This window comes from Acinetobacter sp. AG3 (genome assembly GCF_022343575.1).
Lineage (GTDB): Bacteria > Pseudomonadota > Gammaproteobacteria > Pseudomonadales > Moraxellaceae > Acinetobacter > Acinetobacter guillouiae.
Genome location: NZ_JAKQZD010000001.1, coordinates 4,018,518 through 4,042,961, shown reverse-complemented (window position 1 = coordinate 4,042,961; position 24,444 = coordinate 4,018,518). Strand labels below are relative to the sequence as shown.

General features: G+C 39.1%; 16 protein-coding genes. 9 read left to right on the top strand and 7 right to left on the bottom strand.

Going from position 1 to position 24,444, the window contains the following annotated elements; all coding sequences use genetic code 11:
* Positions 1-7: 7 nt before the first annotated feature.
* Both L3V46_RS18790 and L3V46_RS18785 read right to left on the bottom strand, forming a co-directional pair.
* A complete protein-coding gene (locus L3V46_RS18790) occupies positions 8-556 on the bottom strand; it encodes a hypothetical protein (protein ID WP_239046488.1) in 549 nt (182 codons plus the stop codon).
* Between the two features lie 82 nt (positions 557-638).
* Positions 639-2,165, bottom strand: a complete 1,527-nt coding sequence (locus L3V46_RS18785; protein WP_004726542.1) for a fumarate hydratase — start codon at positions 2,163-2,165, stop codon at positions 639-641.
* Between the two features lie 263 nt (positions 2,166-2,428).
* On the opposite strand from L3V46_RS18785, the gene L3V46_RS18780 reads away from it, so the two are divergent.
* On the top strand, positions 2,429-3,040 hold the full coding sequence (locus L3V46_RS18780; protein ID WP_239046487.1) for a class I SAM-dependent methyltransferase: 612 nt from the start codon (positions 2,429-2,431) through the stop codon (positions 3,038-3,040).
* A 281-nt stretch (positions 3,041-3,321) separates the two neighbouring features.
* On the top strand, positions 3,322-5,508 hold the full coding sequence (locus L3V46_RS18775; protein ID WP_239046486.1) for a TonB-dependent receptor: 2,187 nt from the start codon (positions 3,322-3,324) through the stop codon (positions 5,506-5,508).
* Between the two features lie 161 nt (positions 5,509-5,669).
* On the opposite strand, the gene pta is transcribed toward L3V46_RS18775, so the two are convergent.
* The 3 genes from pta to L3V46_RS18760 form a co-directional block, all read right to left on the bottom strand.
* Positions 5,670-7,811 carry a phosphate acetyltransferase gene (gene pta / locus L3V46_RS18770; RefSeq protein WP_034609754.1) on the bottom strand — a complete coding sequence of 714 codons (2,142 nt, stop codon included), beginning with the start codon at positions 7,809-7,811 and terminating at the stop codon, positions 5,670-5,672.
* 275 nt (positions 7,812-8,086) lie between these two features.
* On the bottom strand, positions 8,087-9,304 hold the full coding sequence (locus L3V46_RS18765; RefSeq protein WP_034610100.1) for an acetate kinase: 1,218 nt from the start codon (positions 9,302-9,304) through the stop codon (positions 8,087-8,089).
* A 417-nt stretch (positions 9,305-9,721) separates the two neighbouring features.
* Positions 9,722-10,987, bottom strand: a complete 1,266-nt coding sequence (locus L3V46_RS18760) for a glutamate-5-semialdehyde dehydrogenase (protein WP_004818916.1) — start codon at positions 10,985-10,987, stop codon at positions 9,722-9,724.
* Positions 10,988-11,290: 303 nt separating this feature from the next.
* Between L3V46_RS18760 and L3V46_RS18755 the strand changes: the two genes are divergently transcribed.
* Positions 11,291-12,637, top strand: a complete 1,347-nt coding sequence (locus tag L3V46_RS18755) for an alpha/beta hydrolase (protein ID WP_239046485.1) — start codon at positions 11,291-11,293, stop codon at positions 12,635-12,637.
* Positions 12,638-12,772: 135 nt separating this feature from the next.
* Here L3V46_RS18755 and L3V46_RS18750 read toward each other — a convergent pair whose 3' ends face one another.
* Positions 12,773-13,618 carry a class I SAM-dependent methyltransferase gene (locus L3V46_RS18750; protein WP_239046484.1) on the bottom strand — a complete coding sequence of 282 codons (846 nt, stop codon included), beginning with the start codon at positions 13,616-13,618 and terminating at the stop codon, positions 12,773-12,775.
* A 256-nt stretch (positions 13,619-13,874) separates the two neighbouring features.
* Positions 13,875-14,894 (bottom strand): beta-N-acetylhexosaminidase, encoded by a 1,020-nt coding sequence (nagZ, locus tag L3V46_RS18745; protein ID WP_004818920.1) that lies wholly within the window; start codon positions 14,892-14,894, stop codon positions 13,875-13,877.
* A gap of 196 nt (positions 14,895-15,090) precedes the next feature.
* Here nagZ and L3V46_RS18740 point away from each other — a divergent pair, with 196 nt between their 5' ends.
* The 6 genes from L3V46_RS18740 to L3V46_RS18715 all read left to right on the top strand — a co-directional run bounded on the left by L3V46_RS18740 (position 15,091) and on the right by L3V46_RS18715 (position 24,407).
* Complete coding sequence (locus L3V46_RS18740; protein WP_004818923.1) at positions 15,091-17,274, top strand: carboxy terminal-processing peptidase; 2,184 nt, start codon at positions 15,091-15,093, stop codon at positions 17,272-17,274.
* A 211-nt stretch (positions 17,275-17,485) separates the two neighbouring features.
* On the top strand, positions 17,486-19,561 hold the full coding sequence (locus tag L3V46_RS18735) for an EAL domain-containing protein (RefSeq protein ID WP_034609768.1): 2,076 nt from the start codon (positions 17,486-17,488) through the stop codon (positions 19,559-19,561).
* Positions 19,562-19,887: 326 nt separating this feature from the next.
* Complete coding sequence (locus L3V46_RS18730; protein WP_239046483.1) at positions 19,888-21,477, top strand: peptide chain release factor 3; 1,590 nt, start codon at positions 19,888-19,890, stop codon at positions 21,475-21,477.
* Positions 21,478-21,617: 140 nt separating this feature from the next.
* Positions 21,618-22,385 carry a hypothetical protein gene (locus tag L3V46_RS18725; RefSeq protein ID WP_096732983.1) on the top strand — a complete coding sequence of 256 codons (768 nt, stop codon included), beginning with the start codon at positions 21,618-21,620 and terminating at the stop codon, positions 22,383-22,385.
* A 226-nt stretch (positions 22,386-22,611) separates the two neighbouring features.
* On the top strand, positions 22,612-23,586 hold the full coding sequence (locus tag L3V46_RS18720) for an RsiV family protein (RefSeq protein WP_239046482.1): 975 nt from the start codon (positions 22,612-22,614) through the stop codon (positions 23,584-23,586).
* Entirely contained in the window at positions 23,586-24,407 is an 822-nt protein-coding gene (locus tag L3V46_RS18715) for a TatD family hydrolase (protein WP_239046481.1), read from the top strand. Before L3V46_RS18720 ends, L3V46_RS18715 begins: the two co-directional genes overlap by 1 nt.
* The last annotated feature ends 37 nt before the right edge of the window (positions 24,408-24,444 follow it).

Sequence of the window (24,444 nt, the reverse complement as noted above, 5' to 3'; positions counted from 1 at the left end):
TTTTCCATTATTTATTTTCATCTAAATGATGCAGTTGCTGAATAATTTCTCCAATTTTATTGCGATATTGTTGGATAAATTGAGGGTCATTGACTGCCTTACGAATAGCTGCATTGCTTTCTAGGAATATTTCTGTGTCAATATTGGCAAGTTTTGTGTACAGCTCTTGGCTCGACGTTGTGTCATGCTGTGAGAGCATATCAATTTCTTGAGAACTTAACGATTCTAAAAGAATTTGTTTGGTTTGGGCGATAAATTGTGGATCTCGGAGAATATTTTCTGGTATTGCCTGATAAATCTCTACAATTTGAGGGATGATTTGTTTTTCTTTATCAGTGAGTTCTATTGTACTTGATCCGTTTTTGATTAGATTTTCTGCTTGATTTTGATAAATCCTTTTTGCACTTTCATTGTATTGTAGGCGCCATATTTGATTGGTAATGATACCTGATGCTAGTTGGTCAGCGGCGTCACTATCAGTGTTTGAAGCAAAACTTTGAATAGAGATCAAGCATACAAATAACCCAGAAAAAATAATATATTTTATAAAGTTCATGATCTGACTCAAAATAAAAAGCACTCTAATCATAGAGTGCTTTTTAAGTGATGCTCAAGCTTAATCTAAGCTTTAGATCAGATTATTGTGCAACAGCATCAACCACTGGGATTTTACCAATTTTGGCTTGCCAGATTTTAGGTGCAGTCGCATGAATAGAAGTACCATTGACATCAACTGCAACAGATACAGGCATGTCTTGTACTTTAAATTTATAAATAGCTTCCATCCCTAAGTCAGCAAATGCAACAACTTCTGCTTCACGAATGGCTTTAGATACTAAATAAGCAGCACCACCAACAGCCATCAAATAAGTTGCTTTATTGTCTTTGATCGCTTCAACAGCAGCAGGGCCACGATCCGCTTTACCGATCATACCGAACAAGCCAGTCGCTTCAAGGACTTGACGTGTGAACTTATCCATACGTGTTGCTGTTGTTGGACCAGCAGGGCCTACAACTTCATCACCGACTGGATCTACAGGTCCCACGTAGTAAATGAATTTACCTTTGAGATCTACAGGTAACTGTTCGCCTTTATTCAACATGTCAACCATGCGTTTATGCGCAGCATCACGACCTGTATAGATGGTACCGTTCAATAATAATGTATCGCCCGGTTGCCATGAATTCATTTCTTCCTGTGTGATATTGTCTAAGTCAACACGTTTAGATGTTGACGTATCCCAAGTCACTTCAGGGTAATCTGAAAGTAAAGGCGCTTGAATATGTGCAATACCTGAACCGTCTAACTGGAAATGAGCGTGACGAGTTGCAGCACAGTTTGGAATCATACCGACTGGTTTACCAGCAGCATGGCAAGGGTAGTCTTTGATCTTGATATCAAGCACTGTGGTTAGACCACCAAGACCTTGCGCACCGATACCCAATGCATTTACTTTTTCAAAGATTTCAATACGCAGTTCTTCAATTTGGTTCTGTGGACCACGGCGAAGTAACTCGTCCATATTGATTTCTTCCATGAGCGATTCTTTCGCAAGCATCATGGCTTTTTCAGCAGTACCACCAATACCAATACCGAGCATTCCTGGAGGACACCAACCCGCACCCATCGTTGGTACAGTTTTAAGTACCCAATCTACGATCGAGTCAGAAGGGTTAAGCATTGCCAGTTTAGATTTATTCTCTGAACCACCACCTTTCGCTGCAACAGTAATATCGACTTTATTGCCTGGAACGAGTTTGTAGTGAATTACAGCAGGTGTATTGTCTTTGGTATTTTTACGACCAAAAGCAGGATCTGCTAAAACTGAAGCGCGGAGTACGTTACTATTTTCTAAATAACCTTGGCGTACACCTTCATTGATCGCATCATCTAAGCTCATGGTTAAATCAAATTTAACATCTAAGCCCACGTCAACAAATACGTTAACAATACCAGTATCTTGACAGATTGGACGATGACCTTCTGCACACATACGTGAATTAATTAAGATTTGTGCAATTGCATCCTTTGCAGCTTGGTTCTCTTCACGATCATAAGCACGGCTCATCGCTTGGATAAAGTCTTGTGGATGATAGTACGAAATGAACTGAAGCGCGTCCTTGACCGATGTGATCAAGTCATCTTGTTTGATAATAGTTGTCATATCAAAAATCTCTTGAGCGGGCTGTTAGCTAGCGGGCTAAATTATACGTGATATTGCTTGTTTTGTGGTGGCTTAGATCTAATTTCAGCCTAAAGTTTTATGATTTTATTTAAGAAACTCAGCTTATATTTTGATTGATCAAGTCAACTTTTCTACTTTTTATATAAATGATGATAAAGCCGTATTGAAATAAATTTCAGATTTTACAGGGTGAAAAGCTCTATACTCTATTGAGTCAAAAGCTTGGGCTAAATAACAACAACATGGAAAACTATACGCATCTTGCGGAAAATATTATTGAAATTTATACAAAGCATGCTCGTGCATGGACTGAATTACGCGGGGAATTTCTTTATGAAAAAGCGTGGTTGGATCGCTTTTTAGCTTTAATTCCCGCTCACTCCCATATTCTTGACTTGGGTTGTGGTTCAGCAAAGCCAATTGCAGCTTATTTGATTGAGCAAGCAAATACTGTGACAGGTGTTGATAGTTCTGATGTGATGATTGAAATGGCAAAACAGAATTTTTCTGAGCACACTTGGATTTTAGCTGATATGCGAACTGTAAATTTAAATCGCAAGTTTGATGCAATACTCGCTTGGGATAGCTTTTTTCATCTTACACCACAAGATCAGCGAGATATGTTTGAGATTTTTAATCAATATACAAAAACTGGCGCTGCTTTAATGTTTACCAGTGGACCATCACAGGGTGAAGTGGTTGGAGAGATGTTTGGTGATGCGCTGTATCATGCGAGCTTATCATCCGCTGAGTATCATGAACTATTTAAAAAATATAATTTTGAAGTGATAAAGATGATTGCTGAAGATCGTGATTGTACTGGGCATACTGTTTGGTTAGCCAAGAGAATATAAAATACCTAGATGAAAATAAATTAAGCAATAAATACAAAAATATCTAAAAATTTTAATATTCTCAAATTAAGAGATTCATATATTTTAATTGTGGGTATTGAAGTTATTTTTTAGTTTAATTTCTAAATAAGTAAAAGTAATCTTAGCTAATTTAATGCACTTTTCATGTTTTATTTTTTCACCTATCATTATTTTGTAGTTAAATTAGCGTGTTATTGTAAATTTTAGTGAAAAATCATATTATAATGATAATAATTCTCATTGTTTTTCTTGGTGCAATAATGCCTTTTGTTAAAAAAAGCTTAACTTTAATGATGCTGTCGACGGGAGGACTTTTCGTTTCCTCTTTAACATTTGCAAATACAGATAGCAGTGAAGAACAGAAAAAAAGCACAGCAACGCTTCCCACCATTGTCATTGAAGCAATGAATGATGGTGACCCAATAAAAACATATGTGGACTATAAACAAGCCAATGTTACGAGAAATGGTTTAGATAAAAAAGATATACCACAAACGATTGATACAATTGATGTTTCTAAATATAAGCTGTATGGCGCAAATGATCTGAGTGTTATGTTACAAGGCACGCCGGGCGTTTCAACCAGTTATGATATGCGTGGTGATGGTATTATGCTGCGAGGGTTTAGTGCGGATTCTGGAGATATCTATCGTGATGGCGTGCGTGAAAGTGGACAGATACGTCGCAGTACCGCCAATGTTGAACGAATTGAAATTTTAAAAGGTCCTGCATCTGTATTATATGGCCGTAGTGGCGGTGGTGGTGTGATCAATATGGTCACCAAATATGCAAATTTTGATTCGGGAAGCTCAGTTGGGGCATACGTGGGTTCTTATGATAATGTTGGCGGAACGCTTGATATTAATAAAGTGCTTAATGATAACTGGGCTGTACGTTTGGTTGGTGAAAAGTCCGATACCAATAGTTTCCGTTCTGATATCGGTGCCAATGAGGAAATGATTTCTCCAAGTGTGACTTATCGTAGTGATGATGAAAAACTACTTTGGACGACCGAATTTACTTACGACAATATACATCGAGTTCCTGATCGTGGTCCTTCCTATGAGAACTTGCCTGCTGGGACTTCAATTAAGATGGGGTTTGCTCAATCTGGGGATTATGTAGAAGATATTCTTCAAACAATGCGTACAGATGTTAAATATGAATTTGCGCCAAATTGGAAATTTCATTGGGGCTTAAGTCATCGTGAGTCGGAACAAAATTTTGATCATTTTTATTTAGGCTCTATGTGTACTGCAGATGTGAAGCCAACGAATACAAATAAAGGATGTTATAAAGGTTACGTCAATCAAATTTATTATTGGCAGCAAACAACCAATAAAACCACAACCAATACTTGGGATATAACTGGTGAGTTTAATACTGGGGCGATTAAACATAATGTTCTAGTCGGTACTGACTGGTCTTATGAACAGCGAGAACCTTTACTATCAAATAAAAACAAGGATGGATCATTGATTTATGGATTTGTGAATCCACTAACAGGTGATCGTTTTAGTAACCGTGGCACAGGGCATATTACGACCTCTCACAATTATAATGAAGGAACAAATTATGCGCTTTTCCTTCAGGATCTCATTAGCTTTAATGATCAGTTTAAAATGATGTTAGGTGGGCGATATGATTACTATGAGTCAAAAACCACAAATAAATTAGAGAGTTCAACATCATACCGACAATCACGTGCAGTTAAAGATGAGACATTTAGCCCAAATGTAGGTTTTGTATGGCAACCCGTCCCTGAACAAAGTCTATACGCATCTTATAGTCGAAGTTTTTCACCCTTTGGCGGCAATATGGGCGTCAATGTTATAAATGCAACAGATGATCTAAGTGCATTTAATTATGAGCCGCAATATCTTGATCAATATGAAGTGGGTATAAAAAGTGATTGGCTGGATTCTAAGCTAAACACACAATTATCTGTATTCAATATTAAAAAACATAATATCCGCGCACGTAAAGATCCAGATGATAATAACTCGCCTTATGTTGTTGTTGGTGAAAATGAATCTAAAGGATTAGAGTTTAGTTTTATTGGTCAGGCACTGAATAATATTTATGTTCGAGGTGGCTATGGTTATACAGATGCCAAAATTACTAAACATGATTTAAGACCTGAATTGGTTGATAATAATTTACGCAATGTTTCCAAGCATACAGGCAATTTGTTTGTACGTTATCTTCCTACCGAAAAAATTTATGGCGAGGTTGGTGCAACCTATATGGGGGATTATTATACTTCTGATGAAAATACCACCAAAATGCCAGATTGGACTCGTATCGATGCTGCAATTGGTTATAAAGATGATAAATGGGGGGCGACGATTGCTGTGAATAATTTAACAGATAAAGAATATTGGCGTTCAAACGCTATGCCAGGTACTCCGCGTAATTATTTATTTCGCGTGAACTATTTCTTCTAAGCTTTAATCTCATTGAAAATAAAGCTGTCTAATACCCATGATAGCAATTGAATCGATGGGGATATCAGTATCATAAAGACTGATTTATGAATTTTTCGTCAGTACATTAAATAAACCACCCAATTGATTTGGGTGGTTTTTTTATGTCTAGTAGATCAGCATTAATGTGCAGCTTGTTGTTCTGACTGAATCGCCGTTAATGCAATGGTAAAGACAATATCATCTACCAATGCACCACGCGACAAGTCATTTACAGGTTTATTTAAACCTTGCAGCATTGGACCAACACTGACCACATTAGCAGAGCGTTGAACTGCTTTATAGGTGGTATTGCCTGTATTGAGGTCTGGGAAGATAAACACATTGGCACGCCCAGCAACTTGAGAGTCTGGTGCTTTAGAGCGTCCAACACTTTCAACAGATGCAGCATCATATTGTAAAGGGCCATCAATCAGTAAATCTGGACGACGTTGTTTGGCAATTTCCGTGGCTTTTGCAACTTTTTCAACTTCCGCACCTGCACCTGAAGTACCGGTTGAATAGGAAATCATGGCAATACGTGGGTCAATACCAAATGCTTTTGCCGAATCTGCAGATTGAATTGCAATCTCTGCCAATTGCTCAGCATCTGGATCAGGGTTGATCGCGCAATCACCATATACATAAACTTCGTCTGGTAACAGCATAAAGAAGATTGAAGAGACCAAGGAGTATTCTGGTGCAGTTTTGATCAGCTGGAATGCAGGGCGCACTGTATTGGCGGTGGTGTGCACAGCACCAGAAACCAGTCCATCGACTTGATCAAGTGCCAGCATCATCGTACCGAGTACTACAGTATCTTGCAGTTGCTCACGTGCTTGTAATTCGTTGAGTTTACCTTTGCGTAATTCAACCATTTGGGTCACGTAGTTTTCACGGATCAGATCTGGATCAATAATTTCTAAATCCACAGGGAGTTCAATATTACGTGCTTTGGCGACTTCAAGTACCGCTTCAGGCTTTGCTAACAATACACATTGTGCAATACCACGAGATTGACAAATTGCTGCGGCTTGAATGGTACGCGGCTCATCACCTTCAGGCAGTACAATACGTTTTTTTGCAGCAATCGATTTTTGTACCAATTCATGACGGAATGCAGAAGGAGATAAACGGGGTTTATAGTCACCATTCAACATTTGGGTCAACCATTCTGGATCAATATGGCTTGAAACGAATCGGGTCACTTGATCGGCACGTTCAGTATCATCCACAGGAATTTCATTGCTTAAATTGGCAAGTTGCTGTGCTGTTTCAAAGGTACTGAGTGGTGTGTGTAAAATCGGTAGACCATTTTTAATTGCAGACTGGCAGAACTCTAAAACCAATGGATTTGGCTCATGGTGTTCAGTTAAAACTAAACCTGCGAGTGGAATGCCATTGCTGGTGGCTAAACTACTCGCCAATAACACATCAATACGATCAGAAGCACTGATAATCAGTTCGCCTGCAACGAATTTTTGTAGTTCATGTTCAATATTTGAAGCAATTAAGCTGCTGTGCAATACACGGCGTGTGTTGGCTTTGCCCTGATTAATCCACGTGGCTTGAATTTGTTTTGCTAAGTCTGAGATGCGAGGCACACTCAAGGTGTCACTGAATGGAACTAAGCCAATAATTGGAAATGTTGCTGAGCCGATGTGTGCATGAGTTTTTTGAATTTCAGTTTTAAATTTTTCAGTATCTGCAACTAAACGTAAGCTTGGATCAATGGTCACCGGAATTTGTGCAGATTCTGCAGGTAGACCACGGGTACGCATAAACAGTACGCCTGCATTACGCGATGATGATGCACCACCAAAATTACGTACTTGTGCTTCAACTTTTTCAGCAGTTTGTTCTGGTTTTTCGATATTAGCATTGCTGACAAAGATAACTTTGGCATCCAAAGCTTGCGCCAAAGAGGCATTTAAATCACTGGCAAAAGCATCACGTGCAGTAGGGACTAAGCCTTCTACAATCACAATGTCATGGGACTTTGCAATTTGGCGTTGTAAGCTGACCGCTTCTTCAAGGAGCTCATCTGTTTCACCATCATTGAGCTGTTGTGTGATTTTTGCATAAGCTATCGGTTCAACCGTATCTAATTTTGAGATATGACGGTAAAGCGCAGTGGTGCGGTCTGGTTCAGCGATTAATTCTTGTGAAAATGGTTTTACAAAGCCTGCTTTAACGCCTTGGCATTCCAATGCATAGACTAAACCTAAACACGCAGACGTTAAACCTACGCCTTCCCCAGTTGGAACCAATAAAATTGTTTTCATAGACGATTCTTTAATCAGTAAAAATATGTGAATTCATGGATAAATTGAAGATGAATATCTCAAATCATCTGCTTCACTCAACATCTTTTTGGTGGTGTATACAGTGATCGCAAAACGATATTCATCTACAAGGCTGGTTTATATATTTATGCCAGCTTAAGCGATTACAAAACAGCTTTATATCAAAATCTGGTCAAGATCAATTGTAATAACGAGCTTGAGTATGCTGCTATTTCAATAGGTATACCCAAAGCTCGTTCAAAACTTACGACAGCTTAAGCTGTCGCAATATCAGATTCAGGCTTTTTTGCGGCCTGTTGTACCTCGTGTTCTACAACATGAACAGTTTCTTTAGCAATACGACCTTCTTCATCGGTTGGTATGACCCAAATTTGAGGACCTGTTCCAGCATCAATTCGACCTTCTGTACCACGTTTTAAACCATCATTCTGTTCTTTGCTGAGGTTGAAACCGAAGTGCGGTAAGTAAGCAATGGTTTTTTCACGAATATAGGCAGAGTTTTCACCAATACCGCCAGTAAAGAATAAACCATCGATACGCGGTAAACCGCAACTTAATGCCGCAAGTGATTTGGCTAAACGATAACAGAATACTTCAATCGCCAAAGTCGCATCTTCATTGCCTTGTTCTGAGGCTTCAATCAAGGTGCGCATATCATTTGAAAGATCTGATAAGCCCAGTAAGCCTGATTCACTGTTCAGCATTTTATCAATTTTATAGATGTCCCAGCCCAGATTTGAAGCAAGGAAGCTATGAATACTTGGATCAACATCACCACTACGAGTACCCATGACCACACCTTCAAGCGGAGTCAGTCCCATGGAGGTATCGACACTTTGACCATTCCAGATAGCGCAAGTTGAGCTACCATTGCCTAAGTGTGCTGTTAACCAACCGCCATGTTTGTAGCTACCCGCAAGTTCAGAACCACGTTCAGAAACATAGGCATGACTGGTGCCATGGAAACCATAACGACGAACATTGTGTTGTGTATACAGGAACTTTGGTAAAGCATAACGATATGCATGTGCAGGCATGGTTTGATGGAATGCTGTATCAAATACTGCAACTTGCGGTAATTCAGGGAATAGGCGCATTGTCGCATCGATACCGACTAAATGAGCAGGGTTATGCAGCGGTGCAAGTGGTGTTGCTTCACGAATTTTTTCTACAATTTCAGGCGTCAATAACTCAGCTTTGGTTAAGGTACCGCCATGAACAACACGGTGTCCAATGGCTTGAGGTTTATACTGTGATAAACGACCTAAGATGGTTTCTAAAGCTTTTTCATGGTCTGCATAGGGAATTGAAAGCTCAAGCGGTTGATTGCCTGCCGTGATTCCTTTAATACGTGCATCAGCAGAGCCTAGGTTTTCTGCTAAACCAAAGATTCGATCTTCACGACGTTCAGAAACAAGCGCATATTTGATTGATGAAGATCCGCAGTTAATTACTAATACTGATGTAGACACGTTTGAATACCCGAAATTATAATTTAAAAAAGTCATCCTGATTGATCTGATTATGCTTGTTTATAAAGGGCAAATTAGATCAGCAGTCATGTTGTACCATGTGTAGTTTTTTTGTCCTAGATAGACTTTAGGTGATTAGACTTTTGGACTATCGACCTGATATTGATTAATAATTAATATTTATCAATTGATTGTTAAAAATTATCACTCATTGTTGTTTTAATCTATCTGCATTATATAGTTTCTTGTAAATAATCTTGTCCTATTCAAAGGCAAACTTTGCGTCTTTCTAAAAGACAAATACATATTTTTTATCAAAATTTTAAATTGATTGATGTTTATTACGGTGCATTAAAAATAAAAAACTCAGCACTTATGTTTGAGATAAATGCTGAGTCGAGTTATTCAAGCTTGGAATCAATGACGAATTTGACCATCGCCTAAAACAATCCATTTTTGCGAGGTTAAACCTTCAAGACCGACTGGACCACGGGCATGAATTTTATCGGTAGAAATACCAATTTCAGCACCTAAACCGTATTCAAAACCATCAGCAAAACGAGTCGAAGCATTGACCATGACTGAACTTGAATCTACACGGGTCAAGAATTGACGCGCTAAGCTAAAGTTTTCAGTGATGATTGCATCGGTATGATGTGAGCCATATTTGTTAATATGTTGAATGGCTTCTTCAATTCCAGTCACAATTTTCACTGCCAAGATTGGACCTAGATATTCTTCATACCAATCTTCTTCACTGGCTGGTTTTACAGTATTGCCTAAGATTTTTTGAACATTGATACAGCCACGTAATTCAACGTTTTTTTCTGCATAAAGCTCAGCGATACGGGGTAAAAACTCTTCCGCAATTTTTTCATCAACCAACAATGTTTCCATTGCATTACACACACCATAACGATGTGTTTTTGAGTTTAATGCGATAGGAAGTGCTTTATGTAGATCCGCCTGCGCCTCAACAAAAACATGGCAGTTCCCATCGAGATGTTTAATCACAGGAATGGTTGCTTCATTGGTAATGCGTTCAATCAAGCCTTTACCGCCACGAGGTACGATGACATCGACATACTCAGACATGGTAATCAATTGACCCACGGCAGCACGGTCAGTGGTGTTAATCACTTGTACACAAGTTTCAGGTAAGCCCGCTGCTTTTAAACCATGTTGAATGGCTTCAGCAATTGCTTGATTTGAATTCAATGCCTCAGAACCACCACGTAAAATGATGGCATTGCCAGATTTTAACGCAAGTGAGGCGGCTTCAAGGGTAACATTTGGGCGTGATTCATAAATCATGCCGACCACACCTAAAGGCACGCGCATTTTACCAATCTGAATACCCGTTGGACGGAAAGCAAGATCCGTGATTTCACCAATCGGATCGACAAGGCTGATGACATCTTTTAAGCCTTGTAACATTCCTTTAAAGCGTGTGGGGTTGAGTTCTAAACGATCAAGTAAAGCACTATCCAATTGATTGTCACGACCTTTGCTCATGTCAATTTGGTTGGCGGCCAAGATTTGCGGTTGACTATTTTCCAAAGCAGTATAAATCGCAGATAAGGCATTATTTTTTGCAAGTGTAGTTGCGCCTGCCAAGACACTAGCGGCTTGGCGTGCTTGCTTCCCTACAGTTTGCATATACTGTTCAATTGAGTCTTGCATAGCAGTTTATTTGATCATTAAAAATTTCCCTTTGATAGTAGCAGTCTAAGTAAAGCCAAGGAAGTATTTCACTGAAATAAACTTATTTTGCAGCGTTGAAGCGTTAAATATCTTGCAAAATCTTTTGCCATTTAAACTGGATAAACGGTCAATTTAGCGATTGCGTATAAATCACACATCTGTAAGAATGAAACAATAAGGACATTGATGTGATACAGAATTCATACGTATCACGAATTTGAAAGAATAATGCGGGTCAAAATCTTGCATATTAAAAGAATAAAGCAAGGATGGAGGAAGGATATGAATTCCATTATCCAAATGGACACAGAATCACACCAATCTTTATCAAGCTTTGGTTTTTTCGACATATACCACAAAAACAGTTTTAAGCAGGAGCCAAGAACAACTTGGATTGATGGCTGGAAAATTGAGTATATGGCGATCGCAGATCCACGAACAATTCACAATACACCGATTGTGATTGTGGGCGGAGCGTTCCAAAACTTTAACTCATATAAGTATTGTGTTGAGCAGTTCTTTGAAAGTGGCCCAGTCATTTTGATTGATTTGCCCTCTATGGGCGCCAATCAACAAATCACCAATATCGACTCGGGTTTATCTGCGGGGACATTAGAATTACCTGATCTTTCTCGTATGTTGGGACAGTGGCTTGATATTGTCGCGATTGAAAAGGTTGCCGTGGTGGGGATTTCTTTAGGTTCTGTGATTGCTTCATTTTTTGTTGATCAACGCCCTGAACTGGTCGAAAAAATGATCTTGATGGGGGTGATGCAAGAAACTCGTAAAAGCTGGCGCATGTTGTTAGAAGAATCATTGATGTTGATGAAAGAACAACGTATGGGCGAGTTTGGTCAGGCCGTGATTTTGTATTTAGTCAATCATGCCAAGCTCGATAAAACGCGTATGTCGCCCACAGCCAAAAGATTATTCTTTAAGCAAATGGCTGAATTTTCAAATACTGAACAAGAACGTTATGAAATCAATTGTAATCGTCTATTGCGGTTAAGCCATGTACCGGTTCCTCAAGTGAATACACTGGTGGCATGTGGTCAATACGACAGTTTTACCTTACCGCATGAAAATGCAAACTTTGCTTTGCAATGCCCAGATATGCAGTTTGCAATGATTGCCAATGCCGATCATGTTCCTCAATTACAACGCCGTAAAGAAACCATGACTTTATTCACCACTTACTTAAAAGGTGGGTCGATCCAAGGGCTGGATGGGATTGTCAATTTCACACGGGAACAAATGCAGCATATCGAGCGTCGTGGTGAAAATCGTATTCAAGTACTTGATCCACATCGTCAGTTGACACATCGCCATTCAAATAAAGTGATTCAGGTTGATGTGGTTGATTTAAATTACTTTGGTTTATTGATGCGTCTTGATCATCAACAAGATTTAGCTTTTGTAAATCAACATACCCGTGATTTGGCTTTAAATTTGAGTGATGATGAAGGTGAGTTTGCGATTGAATGTTTGATTTTTGAAACCTCCGCATCTGGTGTTCGCGCACTATTTAAGCATGGTAGCTTTGAAAATGCAGATCGCTTATTACGGTTTATTGCACGCCAGACCCAAGCAGTGCAGTTATGTATAGCGCAAGAAGGCGCAGTAGCTTAAGCCTTTGATATATTGATCTGTTAAAAAAACCAGTCTTTTGACTGGTTTTTTTATTTCTTAGAATTGAAGTATTTAAATCTCGAAGTGTTTATGTTTCGAAGGATTTAAGTCTCGAAATCTCAATACATGATTGCTTTAGCGTTGTGCATCAATCATCCACACCAAATCACCTAGATGCTCTTCAGCATTGTATTCAGTTGAATCTGTATTGAAATAGACACGGGGCTGAATCACTTCAACTTTTTGAAAACCAGCTTGGTAGATAAAATTTCTGACTTGTTCTGGTGTGACAAAGTGAAAAGTAAAAGCACTTCGTGACATGACTTTTAACAGCTTGCTGCTGTTCCAAATCACTTTTGCCAATTTGTTTTTTACTGGTTCAGGGTAAAGGTCGGTGAGATAATGCAGACTGTTAAAGTCTTGCCCATAATGGGCAATCGATTGAATCAATTGTTGTAACAGTTCTTTGGTGAAGTAGTTAATTAAACCTTCACTGATCACGACGAGTGGTCGTTGTGGATCAAATACATCAAAGGCTTTTTTAAAATCCGCTGTAAATAAGTCGACAGACAACACATCTGGGCTCTTGTGATCAATTTGCTTAAGCGCCGCTTGCTTGGTTTTTGCCATATCGGGTAAATCTAATTCACGATAATCAATCAAGGGATAATGTTGTCTAAACCACCAGCCTCTGGGTGACAGTCCAGCGGCTATTTCCAGTACTTGTAAGTCTGGAGACTGTTCAATCAGTTCAGCTAAACGTTCATCCAACATGGTATGACGTTGCTTGAGTGTGGTACGCATACTGCCACCGACGTATTTTTCTCCCCAACTTTCTATTGGGTGGGCAATCATAGCCAAAGTTTTACCTTTGGATGTGGCAAATAAGGGATGAGAAATGCCCATTTGATACCAAATATAGCCTGTGTAATGGGCTGTAAATGAAATATGGCGGTGCTTGGAAAGTTGCTGGTCTGACATAGTTATCCTTAACTTTTATTTTTTCTAATGGGTCATGATGAAAAGCAATTAAAACACGACTAAAAATTTAATTTTGCTTCGTCGTCTTTTTTGATCCTTTGTAACCCTCCTATTGAAAGGAGAATAGCTTAAATCTCTTTAATCATTAAAGGCTTATTAATCATTAAAGGCATAAGACCCCCCCATTGATCATCAAGAGGGGGCAGCAAAATTAAGTCATCTAGCGCAATATCCTATGGATAGCTCTCTATTGGTTTTAAAGTGAATTTTTAAATTCTTCAATGACTTTTTTGACAGCTTGCCATTCATTTCCAAGATCAAATGTTTCATCAATACTGATCTGTGGAATTTTACCACGCATACGTTCTAAACGTGCTTGATTCGGCAAAGGTAGGTTTTCGATCCCAGCCAATGCAATACATGCCGATTCACGGTTATTACACACCAAGCCCATATCACAACCTGCTTCGAGGGCAGCACGGATACGTGCATCTGCTCCGCCTGCAACACAAGCTGCTTGCATGCTTAAATCATCCGAGAACAGCACACCATCAAATTGAAGCTCTTGGCGTAAAATCGTTTGAATCCAGTAAGGTGAAAAACCTGCAGGATTTGGATCTACTTTTTCATAAATCACATGTGCAGGCATCAGTGCATCCAGCTGGGTTTGTAGCTGAATAAAGCTTTGCATATCCTTGTTATAAATGTCTTGGTATTCACGTGGATCAATTGCTGCAGCAACATGAGAATCTGCTTTCACAGAACCATGCCCAGGAAAGTGTTTTCCTGTGGTTGCCATACCCGCACGTTGCATTCCTTTCATAAATGCGCTGGCAAGCGGCACAATATCTTGTACATTTTTTGCAAAGGCACGATCGCCAATCACATCACTAATGTCATTCAGATCTAAAACAGGTGCAAAACTAAAATCAATCCCCACTGCAAGTACTTCAATTGCCATGAGCCAACCACATTGTTCAGCCAGAGTTAAGGCTTTTTCAGGTTGAGTTAAGTAAAGCTCACCAAAATGCCCCATGGCTGGTAGTAGGGTAAAGCCTTGTTTTAGGCGTTGTACTCGTCCACCTTCTTGATCAACGGCAATAAGAATGTCGGGGCGAATTTGGCGCATATGATCGGTTAAAGCGCGAACTTGAGCAGGTGATTCTATATTTCTTGAAAATAAAATCATGCCACCGACTTGCGGAGTTTGTAATAGTTCAATATCTTCTTGAGTAAGTTCTGTGCCTGCAATATCAAGCATCAATGCGCCGATCATAGGAATCCACGGTTGTATTTATATAAACTGGGAAACAATACCCGATTTCTGCAATGATTTGCTACACTTACTCAGTACAGATTATGCTAAAACTACACAACATAAACAGATAAAGTCGTTTAAGATATTGAAACTGTTGAGTTCAGATTGAAAAACGATATAGAAATTGGAAAACCCAAGGAAGTATTAAGAATTTATGAAAATTCAAACTCTCGCTTGCGCTATAGCACTTGCAACAGGTGGTTTATTCTTTACCCATACCATCAATCAGGCAATGGCGGAAACCAATGCTACAAACGTGTCTCAATCGATTCATCCTTCACAAGATCAAGCCTTAGTGACACGTCAACTTGCAACATTGATTGACCGTCAGCATTATTTGAATATGCGTTTAGATGCAAATACATCAAATCGTATTCTCGACATGTATATTGATAGCCTTGACCCAGAGCACACCTTATTTTTAGCTTCAGAAATTGAACAATATAAAAAGCAATATGGTGCAACACTCGGCGCAAAATTAAAAGCAGGCGATTTGTCTGGACCATTTGCGATTCATGCGCATTATCGTGCACGTTTAAAAGAATTCTATGAATTTGAATTGGCTGAACTTAAAAAGACCCAGAACTTAAATCAGCCAAATGAATTTATTGATGCAGATCGTGAGAAAGCTGAATTCTTTGCCAGCAAAGCCGAGTTGCAAAACTATTGGCGTAAGATGCTGGTGTCGCAATTAATCAATCTCACTATTGCTAAGCAAGAAGATCAAGCCAAACAAAAAGCATTGAAAGATGATCCAACATTGGCCAATGGTCAGGATTTGGCAGCATCAGAAGATCTTACACCGGTTCAAACACTCACCAAGCGGTATACCCGCCAACTAGAGCGTATTGGACGAACCAAGAGTGATGATGTACTGGAACGTATCCTCAATGCAATGACCTTGACCTACGATCCGCACAGCAATTATTTCCCACCTGTTGATGCTATGGAGTTGAATCGTCAAACCACCTTACAACTTGAAGGTATTGGTGTTTCGATTCGTCCTGAGCGTGGTAATGAAGACTATACCAAGATTGAAACCATTGTAGATGGTGGGCCGGCAAGTAAGACCGGACAGGTTAAATCTGGTGATCGCATTATTGGTGTTGCGCAAGATGGCAATAAAATGGTCGATGTGATTGGTTGGCCAAGTTCTGAAATTGTCGGCTTGATTCGTGGTAAACGTGGCACCAAGGTGTCAGTGAAATTGTTGGCTGCAGGCGCTTCTATGAGCCAAGCACGAGTTGTGACCATTACTCGTGATGTGATTCAAGAAGAAGATGCGGGTGTGCGTTCACGTACTGTAGAGCTGACACGTGATGGTAAAAAACATAAGTTTGGTGTTTTAGAAATCCCATCTTTCTATCTGAACTATCGTGCACGTCGTGCAGGGACCGAATACCGTTCTGTTTCAGAAGATACCAATAAAGCATTGAAGTCACTTGCAGCACAAAATGTTGAAGGGATTATTATTGATTTGCGTAATAACCCAGGTGGTTCTTTAGAAGAAGTTGCCAAAATGATTGGGCAAGTGATTAAAGAAGGCCCAGTGGTTCAAATCCGTGATGGTAACGGCAATGTGAGCGTGTTTGAAGACACCGACGGTGGTGCGCAAACCTATGCTGGACCTTTGGCTGTTTTGGTTAACTTGGCATCGGCTTCTGCCAGTGAAATTTATTCTGCTGCCTTACAAGATTACGATCGTGCGGTAATTTTAGGAAGTACGACCACGGGTAAAGGGACTGCGCAAGTTCAATTGGATAGTCTTGCTTATGGTCAAGCAACCTTAACGCAACGTAAATTCTACCGTGTGACTGGTGGCAGCACCCAAAACAAAGGTGTGATTCCAGATATCAAACTGGTGGATATTTATGATGAAGAGTTTGGTGAGCGTAAAGCTAAAAATGCTTTGAAATGGGATACGATTCCAACTGCGCCGTTTAAACGTGAAGGATCAATTCAACCCTATGTGGCACAGCTTGGTGAAAAATCAAAAGTTCGTGCGGCAGGTGATCCACAGTTCCAATACCTAGAGACACGTAAAGCGATTGCTCAAGAAACCAAAGATCAGAAACGTATCTCTTTAGATATTGATAAACGTAAAGCAGATTTAGTGGCACTTGAAGCAAGAACATTGGCTGCGGAGAATAAGCGTCGCACTGAAACAGGATTAAAGCCATATTCAAACTGGGAAAGTTACCAAGCAAGTTTGGATGCATTGGCTGAATCAAGAGCGAAAATGAAGGTAAACCAACGTCCGGCATTGCCAGAGGAAGAGACCTTTGTGAATGAGGCTGCCAATGTTCTGTTAGATTTGGCACATCTAACAAGTAAATAACTAAAAATTCTATTTAGGTAAAATAAAAAAGCATATCTCGGATATGCTTTTTTTATTTCGATTCAAAAAATAACTTGACGTTCAATAGGATAGTGATATTTTAAGTAAAACGAACGTTCTTTAAAAAAAGGTGAACCTTCTCGCAATTTTGCGTTGTATATATAGAGGTTGCTTATAACAAAAATAGGTTCATTACTGGAAGTAAATTTTTATGAGTTATATGAGTTATGATAGTAATCTCGTAATAGGTTCTGCATGTATTGCAGTTATCATCTGTTACGTAGCTATTTCATTAGAACAACTCATATTTACCCAACATACCCCTCGTCTACAGAAAATTATCTTGTGTTTAAGTGGCATGGTTTTTGGCTTCGCCATTTGGGCAATGCACTTTGTCGGGATGTTGGCTTGTGATCTACCGCAAGGTTATTCCTTTGATTTAACATTAACTGTGATCTCCTATATTATTGCGGCCATGGCTTCGACTTTTGCGATTTGGCTCACCACTCAAGAGACTTTGCCAATTGTACGGTTGATTTTAGGTGGCGTGTTGATGGGACTGGGAATTTCTGGAATGCACTATATCGGCATGCTGGGGCTAGATATTCCAAATCAACAAGTTGATTATGATGTTATTTTGGTGATGCTCTCTGTCATCATCGCGATTAGTGGTTCAGGATTGTCTTTCTGGCTCGCATTTAAATATAAGAACTCTTTTAATCATAAGATGCTTTATAAAATTGCTGTATCGATCATGATCGCACTCAGTATTGTGGGAATGCATTATATCGGTATGGCAGCAGCAACGATCTCATCGGTGCATGACAATCATTTTGGAAGTCAACTACACGAAGGGCAAGGTATTTTATTGTTTACCATTATTTTTGTAGCGAGTTTAATACTTGTCTCTGCTTTTTGTGTGGCGATTTTAGAACGAAGATTAGAAGAACGTAGTTTACAGTTATTACAAGCCAATAAAGAGCTTGAAGACTTAGCACTTCAAGATAATCTGACTAAACTTCCAAACCGATTATTTCTCGTTGAATACACCGATGCTTTATTTTTAGATTATAAGGACATACAGTCTAAAATTGCTTTTATTTATATTGATTTAGACCGCTTTAAATCTGTTAACGACGCATTTGGTCATCATATCGGTGATGAGCTTTTGGTTAAACTCGCCCAGCGTTTATATCCGTTACTTAAGGATGGGCAAAGACTCACTCGTATTGGTGGAGATGAGTTCATTCTGATTCTGGAAGATTCTAATCGTAATGAAGCTGAAGAGATTGCCGAATTGTTCTTACAAAAAATACAAGATGGTTTTCAAATCTCAGGTAAAGAAATTAATATTTCTGCCAGTATTGGCATCGTATTTTTCCCCGACCATGGGCAGAACCTACAAGATTTATTGATCAATGCTGACTCCGCCATGATGCAATCTAAAGAGCAGGGGCGTAATACTTTTAGTGTTTATAGCAGTTCTTTAGACCAACAACACCAAAGCCGTAGTCAATCTAAACTCATCAATGATTTATATAAAGCAGTCGAAGAACAACAATTTATTCTATTTTATCAACCTAAATTTACAGCGGACTACCAAATTTGTGGGGTAGAAGCTTTAATCCGTTGGAAGCATCCAACCCTAGGCTTATTAGCCCCGAGTATGTTTATTGATGGTGCTGAGCAAACCGGTCTGATTATTCGTATGGGCTATTGGGCCTTAGAGAAAGCATGTAAGCAAATTCAAGAATGGGAAGATAAAAAATATGCTTTTGGTCCCATCGCCGTAAATCTTTCAGCAGTACAATTTGAACATAAACATTTGATCGAAACTTTAGAAAAATTGATTCAAAAATACCACGTCAAAAATGGTAATTTAATTATTGAAATTACTGAATCTACAGCGATGCATCATATAGATGACAGTATTCAAACCTTTGAGAAATTAAGAAATTTAGGTATCCGACTGGCAATTGATGATTTTGGAACGGGGCATTCGAGTTTCTTGTATTTAAAAGATTTACCAGTAGATGAATTAAAAATAGATCGAGAATTTATCCGTAATTTGTGTGAAGGTTCAAAAGAACAAATCATTTTAGAAAGTATTATTCATTTGGCGATTCGTTTGGGTCTGGTGGTGACGGCAGAAGGCGTTGAAACTGAACAGCAGGCGCAGATTCTTAAACGTTTAGGTTGCCAGCAATTACAAGGTTATTTGTTAGGCATGCCGTTACCTGTAGACCGTTTGGAAACCAATTATAGTATGGTTAAAGCCATACCTTAGATATAAAAATATTCAGCCAGCTAAAGACCTACCGCGATCATTCAAATGAGGTTTAAGCTGAGCATAATCGCGTTTTACTTAACCATCGCCACTGTATATTGAGATCTACGTTGATCTTTAAAACCATTTGCTTGTCGTCTGTATCGCTCATCCTCTTTCTGGAATTTTTGCGATGTCTGTGCGATCAAAGTGCTTAATGATATAGCAACAATCGTTAAAACGACGCTAAATCTGATACAATATCGCCAATTTTTGAATTCCCATTTTCCAGTTCAAGTACATATTTATAAATGTGTACATAACTGTGTACATATTGTAGATTTTTTATGTTTAAAGATGAATTAGCGGCGCAAGTCGCTCAGCGACGTACCTTCGCTATTATTTCCCACCCCGATGCTGGTAAAACCACAATGACAGAAAAACTGTTGTTGTGGGGTAAAGCAATCCAAGTTGCAGGTATGGTTAAAAGTCGAAAGTCAGACCGTTCTGCGACATCTGATTGGATGGAAATGGAAAAAGAGCGTGGTATTTCGATTACCACCTCAGTCATGCAGTTCCCTTATAAAAATCATGTCATCAATTTACTTGATACACCAGGACATGAAGACTTTTCTGAAGATACTTATCGTACTTTAACTGCCGTTGACTCAGCATTGATGGTGATTGATGGTGCAAAAGGGGTCGAGGAACGGACCATCAAATTGATGGAAGTGTGTCGTATGCGCGATACCCCGATCATTTCTTTCGTCAACAAAATGGACCGTGAAATCCGTGAGCCATTAGAATTGCTTGATGAAATTGAAAACGTGCTTAAAATCCGTTGTGTGCCGATTACTTGGCCATTGGGTATGGGGCGTGACTTCGCTGGCGTATATAACATCATTGAAAATAAGCTTTATGTATATAAAGCGGGTTTTGGTTCGACCATTACAGATATTGAAATTCGTGATGGCTATGACTATCCAGACATTCGTGAAAAAGTCGGTGATCTGGCCTTTGCTTCATTTGAAGAGTCTTTAGAGTTGGTGCAAATGGCGAATGATCCGCTAGATCCAGCGGAGTTTTTAGCAGGTCGTCAAACACCAGTATTGTTTGGTACAGCGTTAGGTAACTTTGCGGTTGACCATGTATTAAATGCATTTATTCAGTGGGCACCACAACCAAAAGCGCATCCAACACATGAACGTACTGTTGAAGCAACGGAAGAAAGCTTCAGTGGATTTGTATTTAAAATCCAAGCCAATATGGACCCAAAACACCGTGACCGTATTGCCTTCATGCGTATCTGTTCAGGTAAGTATGAGAAAGGTTTAAAGATGAATCATGTGCGCATTGGTAAAGATGTGCGTATCAGCGATGCATTGACATTCCTTGCGGGTGAACGTGAGCAACTTGAAGAAGCTTGGCCTGGCGATATCATTGGTTTACATAACCACGGTACGATCCAGATTGGTGATACATTCACTTCAGGTGAAAAACTTCATTTTACGGGGATTCCACACTTTGCACCTGAAATGTTCCGCCGTGTACGTTTAAAAGATCCATTGAAATCGAAACAATTGCAAAAGGGTTTAAAAGAGCTTTCAGAAGAAGGTGCAACGCAGGTGTTTATGCCGCAAATCAACAATGACTTGATTGTTGGGGCTGTAGGTGTACTTCAGTTTGATGTGGTGGCGTATCGTTTGAAAGAAGAATACAAAGTAGATTGTATTTATGAGCCAGTGAACATCAACACAGTACGTTGGGTTTCTTGTGATGATGAAAAGAAATTTAATGAATTTAAGAAAAAGGCACATGACCAACTTTCTGTCGATGGTGGTGGGCATTTAACTTATCTCGCACCAAGCCGAGTAAATCTACAATTAATGCAAGAGCGTTATCCAGATATTCAATTCCGTTCTACACGTGAGCATTAAGTTCAGCTAACTTATTGCAAAATGTAAAAACAGCTTCCTTGTGAAGCTGTTTTTGTATCAAAATACAATGCTTTTTGTCCAAAGGGATTTATGCAGTGCAATTTTCAAAAAAAATAATTTCAGTGCTTTGCTTAAGTACAATGGTTTTGGTTGCATGTGATTCTAAAAAAGATCAGGACAAAGATGGTTCTGTATTACAACCCAAACAAGAAGCCGCTGAAGTTTTACCCTATTTAAATATTCAAGAAACCAAAGCTGATTATGCCTTACCGTTTTGTGAAAAGAACAATTGCATTGAAATTGATATTCAAACCATTAAAACCCAAGACAATTGGTTAAATCAGTGGATTGCAAATAGTCAGTCCAACGTGATTCAGGCACAGATTGGTTTAAAACAGAATATGACCTTACAACAGGCCATTAATGCTTTTGTCAAAAAGTCAGATACTTGGCAAGAAGAATTCCCGAAAAATAAAGCCTTTGAACTGCATATGCAAACGCGTATGGCTTCACAACGTAATCAGTATGTTTTGTTGCAAGTTTCAGTCAATAGTTTACAAGCGGATGTCAGTATCAAAGAACGACAATACTTTTTTGTTGCTGACCGGAAATTGAAGAAAAGCTTAAGTATTTTAGATGTGATTGATGCCAAACATCAGAATCAACTGAATACTTGGGTCCAAGAAAAATATGCAGAATGGTTGGAAAAGCAAAATAGCGATGTGAAAAAGAATGCGCCTAAAAAGTTATATTGGGGGCAAGCCGATTGGTTCTTTGATGGTGAAGGTGTTGGCTTACATTATCGCGCCAATGAAATTGTCGAAGATGGTACCCAGCTGGATATTTATTTGAGCAAAGAACAGACGCAAAAAATACTCAAGCCTGAAGTGTATCAACGCATGTTCTAAGGAGTATCCTGATCATTCTGCCAATTTTAGCGGGATTCTAAAGCAGAGCGGTTAAGATGATTGGTCCTTGTTGAATTGACTCAGCAATCAATAAACTAGGGCCACGTATTGCAATAACGCTTCAATTTTCATACAAATTTTGATTGAGGATTTGTATAGAGAAGAATAGGCTAATGAATATAGAGATTAAAAAATCTTGGCTTGATTCGTTGGATAGGTTTGTGAAATGTTAAATCAAAAAAGTACTTTAGCGCTTTCAATTCTGGTGATCACTTTAGGGCTAACTGCATGTCAAAAATCTGACTCGAAAAAAGCAGAACCAACAGTTGATCAAAGTGCTGCATCTCAAGTGCCTGATACATCAATGTTATTACAGGGCGATACAGAAAAAGTAAAATTGACACTACCTGAGTGTAATGGCAATACATGCCCTGAGTTTTCTATAGAAAGACTAAAAAGTAATCAGGCTTTTGTTGATGAAACGATTGATCAAGCGATTCTTGATAATCTGGATAAAATGCTGGATATCGCGCAATTGAGTAAAGCAAAAAAAGATGCAGATCAGCAGCAAACGGCTTCACAAGCTTCAGCAAGTGAGGTGCAAGCCAATAAAACCCCTGTTCAGCAATTGCAAGAGCGGGTGCAACCCTATGCAAATTCATTCCTTGAGATGGATAAAGAGCTTAAAACATTAGGGGCAAGTGGCCAGATCACGATTAGTTTAAGTCCTAAAATTTTAAACTCAGATAAACCTTTAGCGACGGTGGTATTAAATACCAGTAGTTATTTAGGCGGTGCACATGGGGCATCTGCGCAAACCTATTTTAACTTTGATTTGGTGAGTAAAAAACAAGTTGGCTTGGATCAAATCATTGAAGCCAATCAAAAAGTTAAATTTGAAAAATTGGCACATGATGCATTTAAAACTTGGGTTATCGATTCAAAACTTGCTGAAAGCGTCAATGAATATGAACAGGCGTGGAAGTTTACATTATCAGACAATTTCTATTTGGGTAAACAAGGTCTGATTTTACAATATGGTGAATATGATATAGGGCCTTATGTTGTTGGCTTACCGCGTTTGATGATTCCTTACGATCAGTTAAAAGGCGTGCTGAAAAGTCAATATTTCCCAGCGGAGATGCAAGTTGATCAGCCAAGCAGCTCTACACCTGTTGCAAGTGGTAAAGCGAAATCCTAATGCCTTGGTCTTTGTTTGATACGCATACGCATTTTGATGTTGCTGATTTTGATCTGGATCGGGAACAATTAGCGTATCAAGCAAAAAAGGTAGGTGTAGAACATTTGATTTTGATTGGGTTTCTATATGAACGCTTTCAAGATTTGATTGACACTCAGCAATTTTTAAATCAGCTAGATAATGCGCCCCGTAGCCATCTTGCGCCGGGGTTGCATCCCTTTTATATCGAACAACACCGTCTAGAGCATTTAAATGCTTTGGAAAATATACTGAAAACTGAAGCGTGTATTGCGGTTGGTGAAATCGGCTTAGACACGTTTCTTAAACAGCATAAACAAGCTGAAATTTTTCAAAAACAACAAGATTTTTTTTCAGCCCAAATTGAACTTGCCCAACAATACGATAAACCCATTCTTCTACATATTCGTAAGTCACATGCTGACGTGCTTGCAATGTTGAAACAGCACCAGTTTAAACATGGTGGTATTGCACATGCTTTTAGTGGCGGGATAGAGGAAGCAAAAGCCTTTATTAAATTAGGCTTTAAACTGGGTGTCACAGGACAAATCACCAATCCAAATGCCAAAAAACTGCATGCAGTTGTACAAGCGGTTGGTGCAGAACATTTAGTGCTAGAAACCGATTGCCCAGATATGACACCACTGTGTTGCCAGACGTCTGACCAGCAGCATACCCGTAATACACCAGTGAACTTGCCATTTGTCTTGGCAGGTTTAGCAGAAAGTTTGGCAATGGATCAAGTAACGCTGGCAGGGATGTTGTGGAAAAATTCACATGAATGCTTACATATAGCGATGTAAATTTGAATAAAAATAACCAATCAACAACACCTAAAAT

Coding starts and splice junctions, on each gene's coding strand:
- L3V46_RS18790 (WP_239046488.1), bottom strand. CDS start 556: ATGAACTTTATAAAATATATTATTTTTTCTGGGTTATTTGTATGCTTG.
- L3V46_RS18785 (WP_004726542.1), bottom strand. CDS start 2,165: ATGACAACTATTATCAAACAAGATGACTTGATCACATCGGTCAAGGAC.
- L3V46_RS18780 (WP_239046487.1), top strand. CDS start 2,429: ATGGAAAACTATACGCATCTTGCGGAAAATATTATTGAAATTTATACA.
- L3V46_RS18775 (WP_239046486.1), top strand. CDS start 3,322: ATGCCTTTTGTTAAAAAAAGCTTAACTTTAATGATGCTGTCGACGGGA.
- pta (WP_034609754.1), bottom strand. CDS start 7,811: ATGAAAACAATTTTATTGGTTCCAACTGGGGAAGGCGTAGGTTTAACG.
- L3V46_RS18760 (WP_004818916.1), bottom strand. CDS start 10,987: ATGCAAGACTCAATTGAACAGTATATGCAAACTGTAGGGAAGCAAGCA.
- L3V46_RS18755 (WP_239046485.1), top strand. CDS start 11,291: ATGAATTCCATTATCCAAATGGACACAGAATCACACCAATCTTTATCA.
- L3V46_RS18750 (WP_239046484.1), bottom strand. CDS start 13,618: ATGTCAGACCAGCAACTTTCCAAGCACCGCCATATTTCATTTACAGCC.
- nagZ (WP_004818920.1), bottom strand. CDS start 14,894: ATGATCGGCGCATTGATGCTTGATATTGCAGGCACAGAACTTACTCAA.
- L3V46_RS18740 (WP_004818923.1), top strand. CDS start 15,091: ATGAAAATTCAAACTCTCGCTTGCGCTATAGCACTTGCAACAGGTGGT.
- L3V46_RS18735 (WP_034609768.1), top strand. CDS start 17,486: ATGAGTTATATGAGTTATGATAGTAATCTCGTAATAGGTTCTGCATGT.
- L3V46_RS18730 (WP_239046483.1), top strand. CDS start 19,888: ATGTTTAAAGATGAATTAGCGGCGCAAGTCGCTCAGCGACGTACCTTC.
- L3V46_RS18725 (WP_096732983.1), top strand. CDS start 21,618: ATGGTTTTGGTTGCATGTGATTCTAAAAAAGATCAGGACAAAGATGGT.
- L3V46_RS18720 (WP_239046482.1), top strand. CDS start 22,612: ATGTTAAATCAAAAAAGTACTTTAGCGCTTTCAATTCTGGTGATCACT.
- L3V46_RS18715 (WP_239046481.1), top strand. CDS start 23,586: ATGCCTTGGTCTTTGTTTGATACGCATACGCATTTTGATGTTGCTGAT.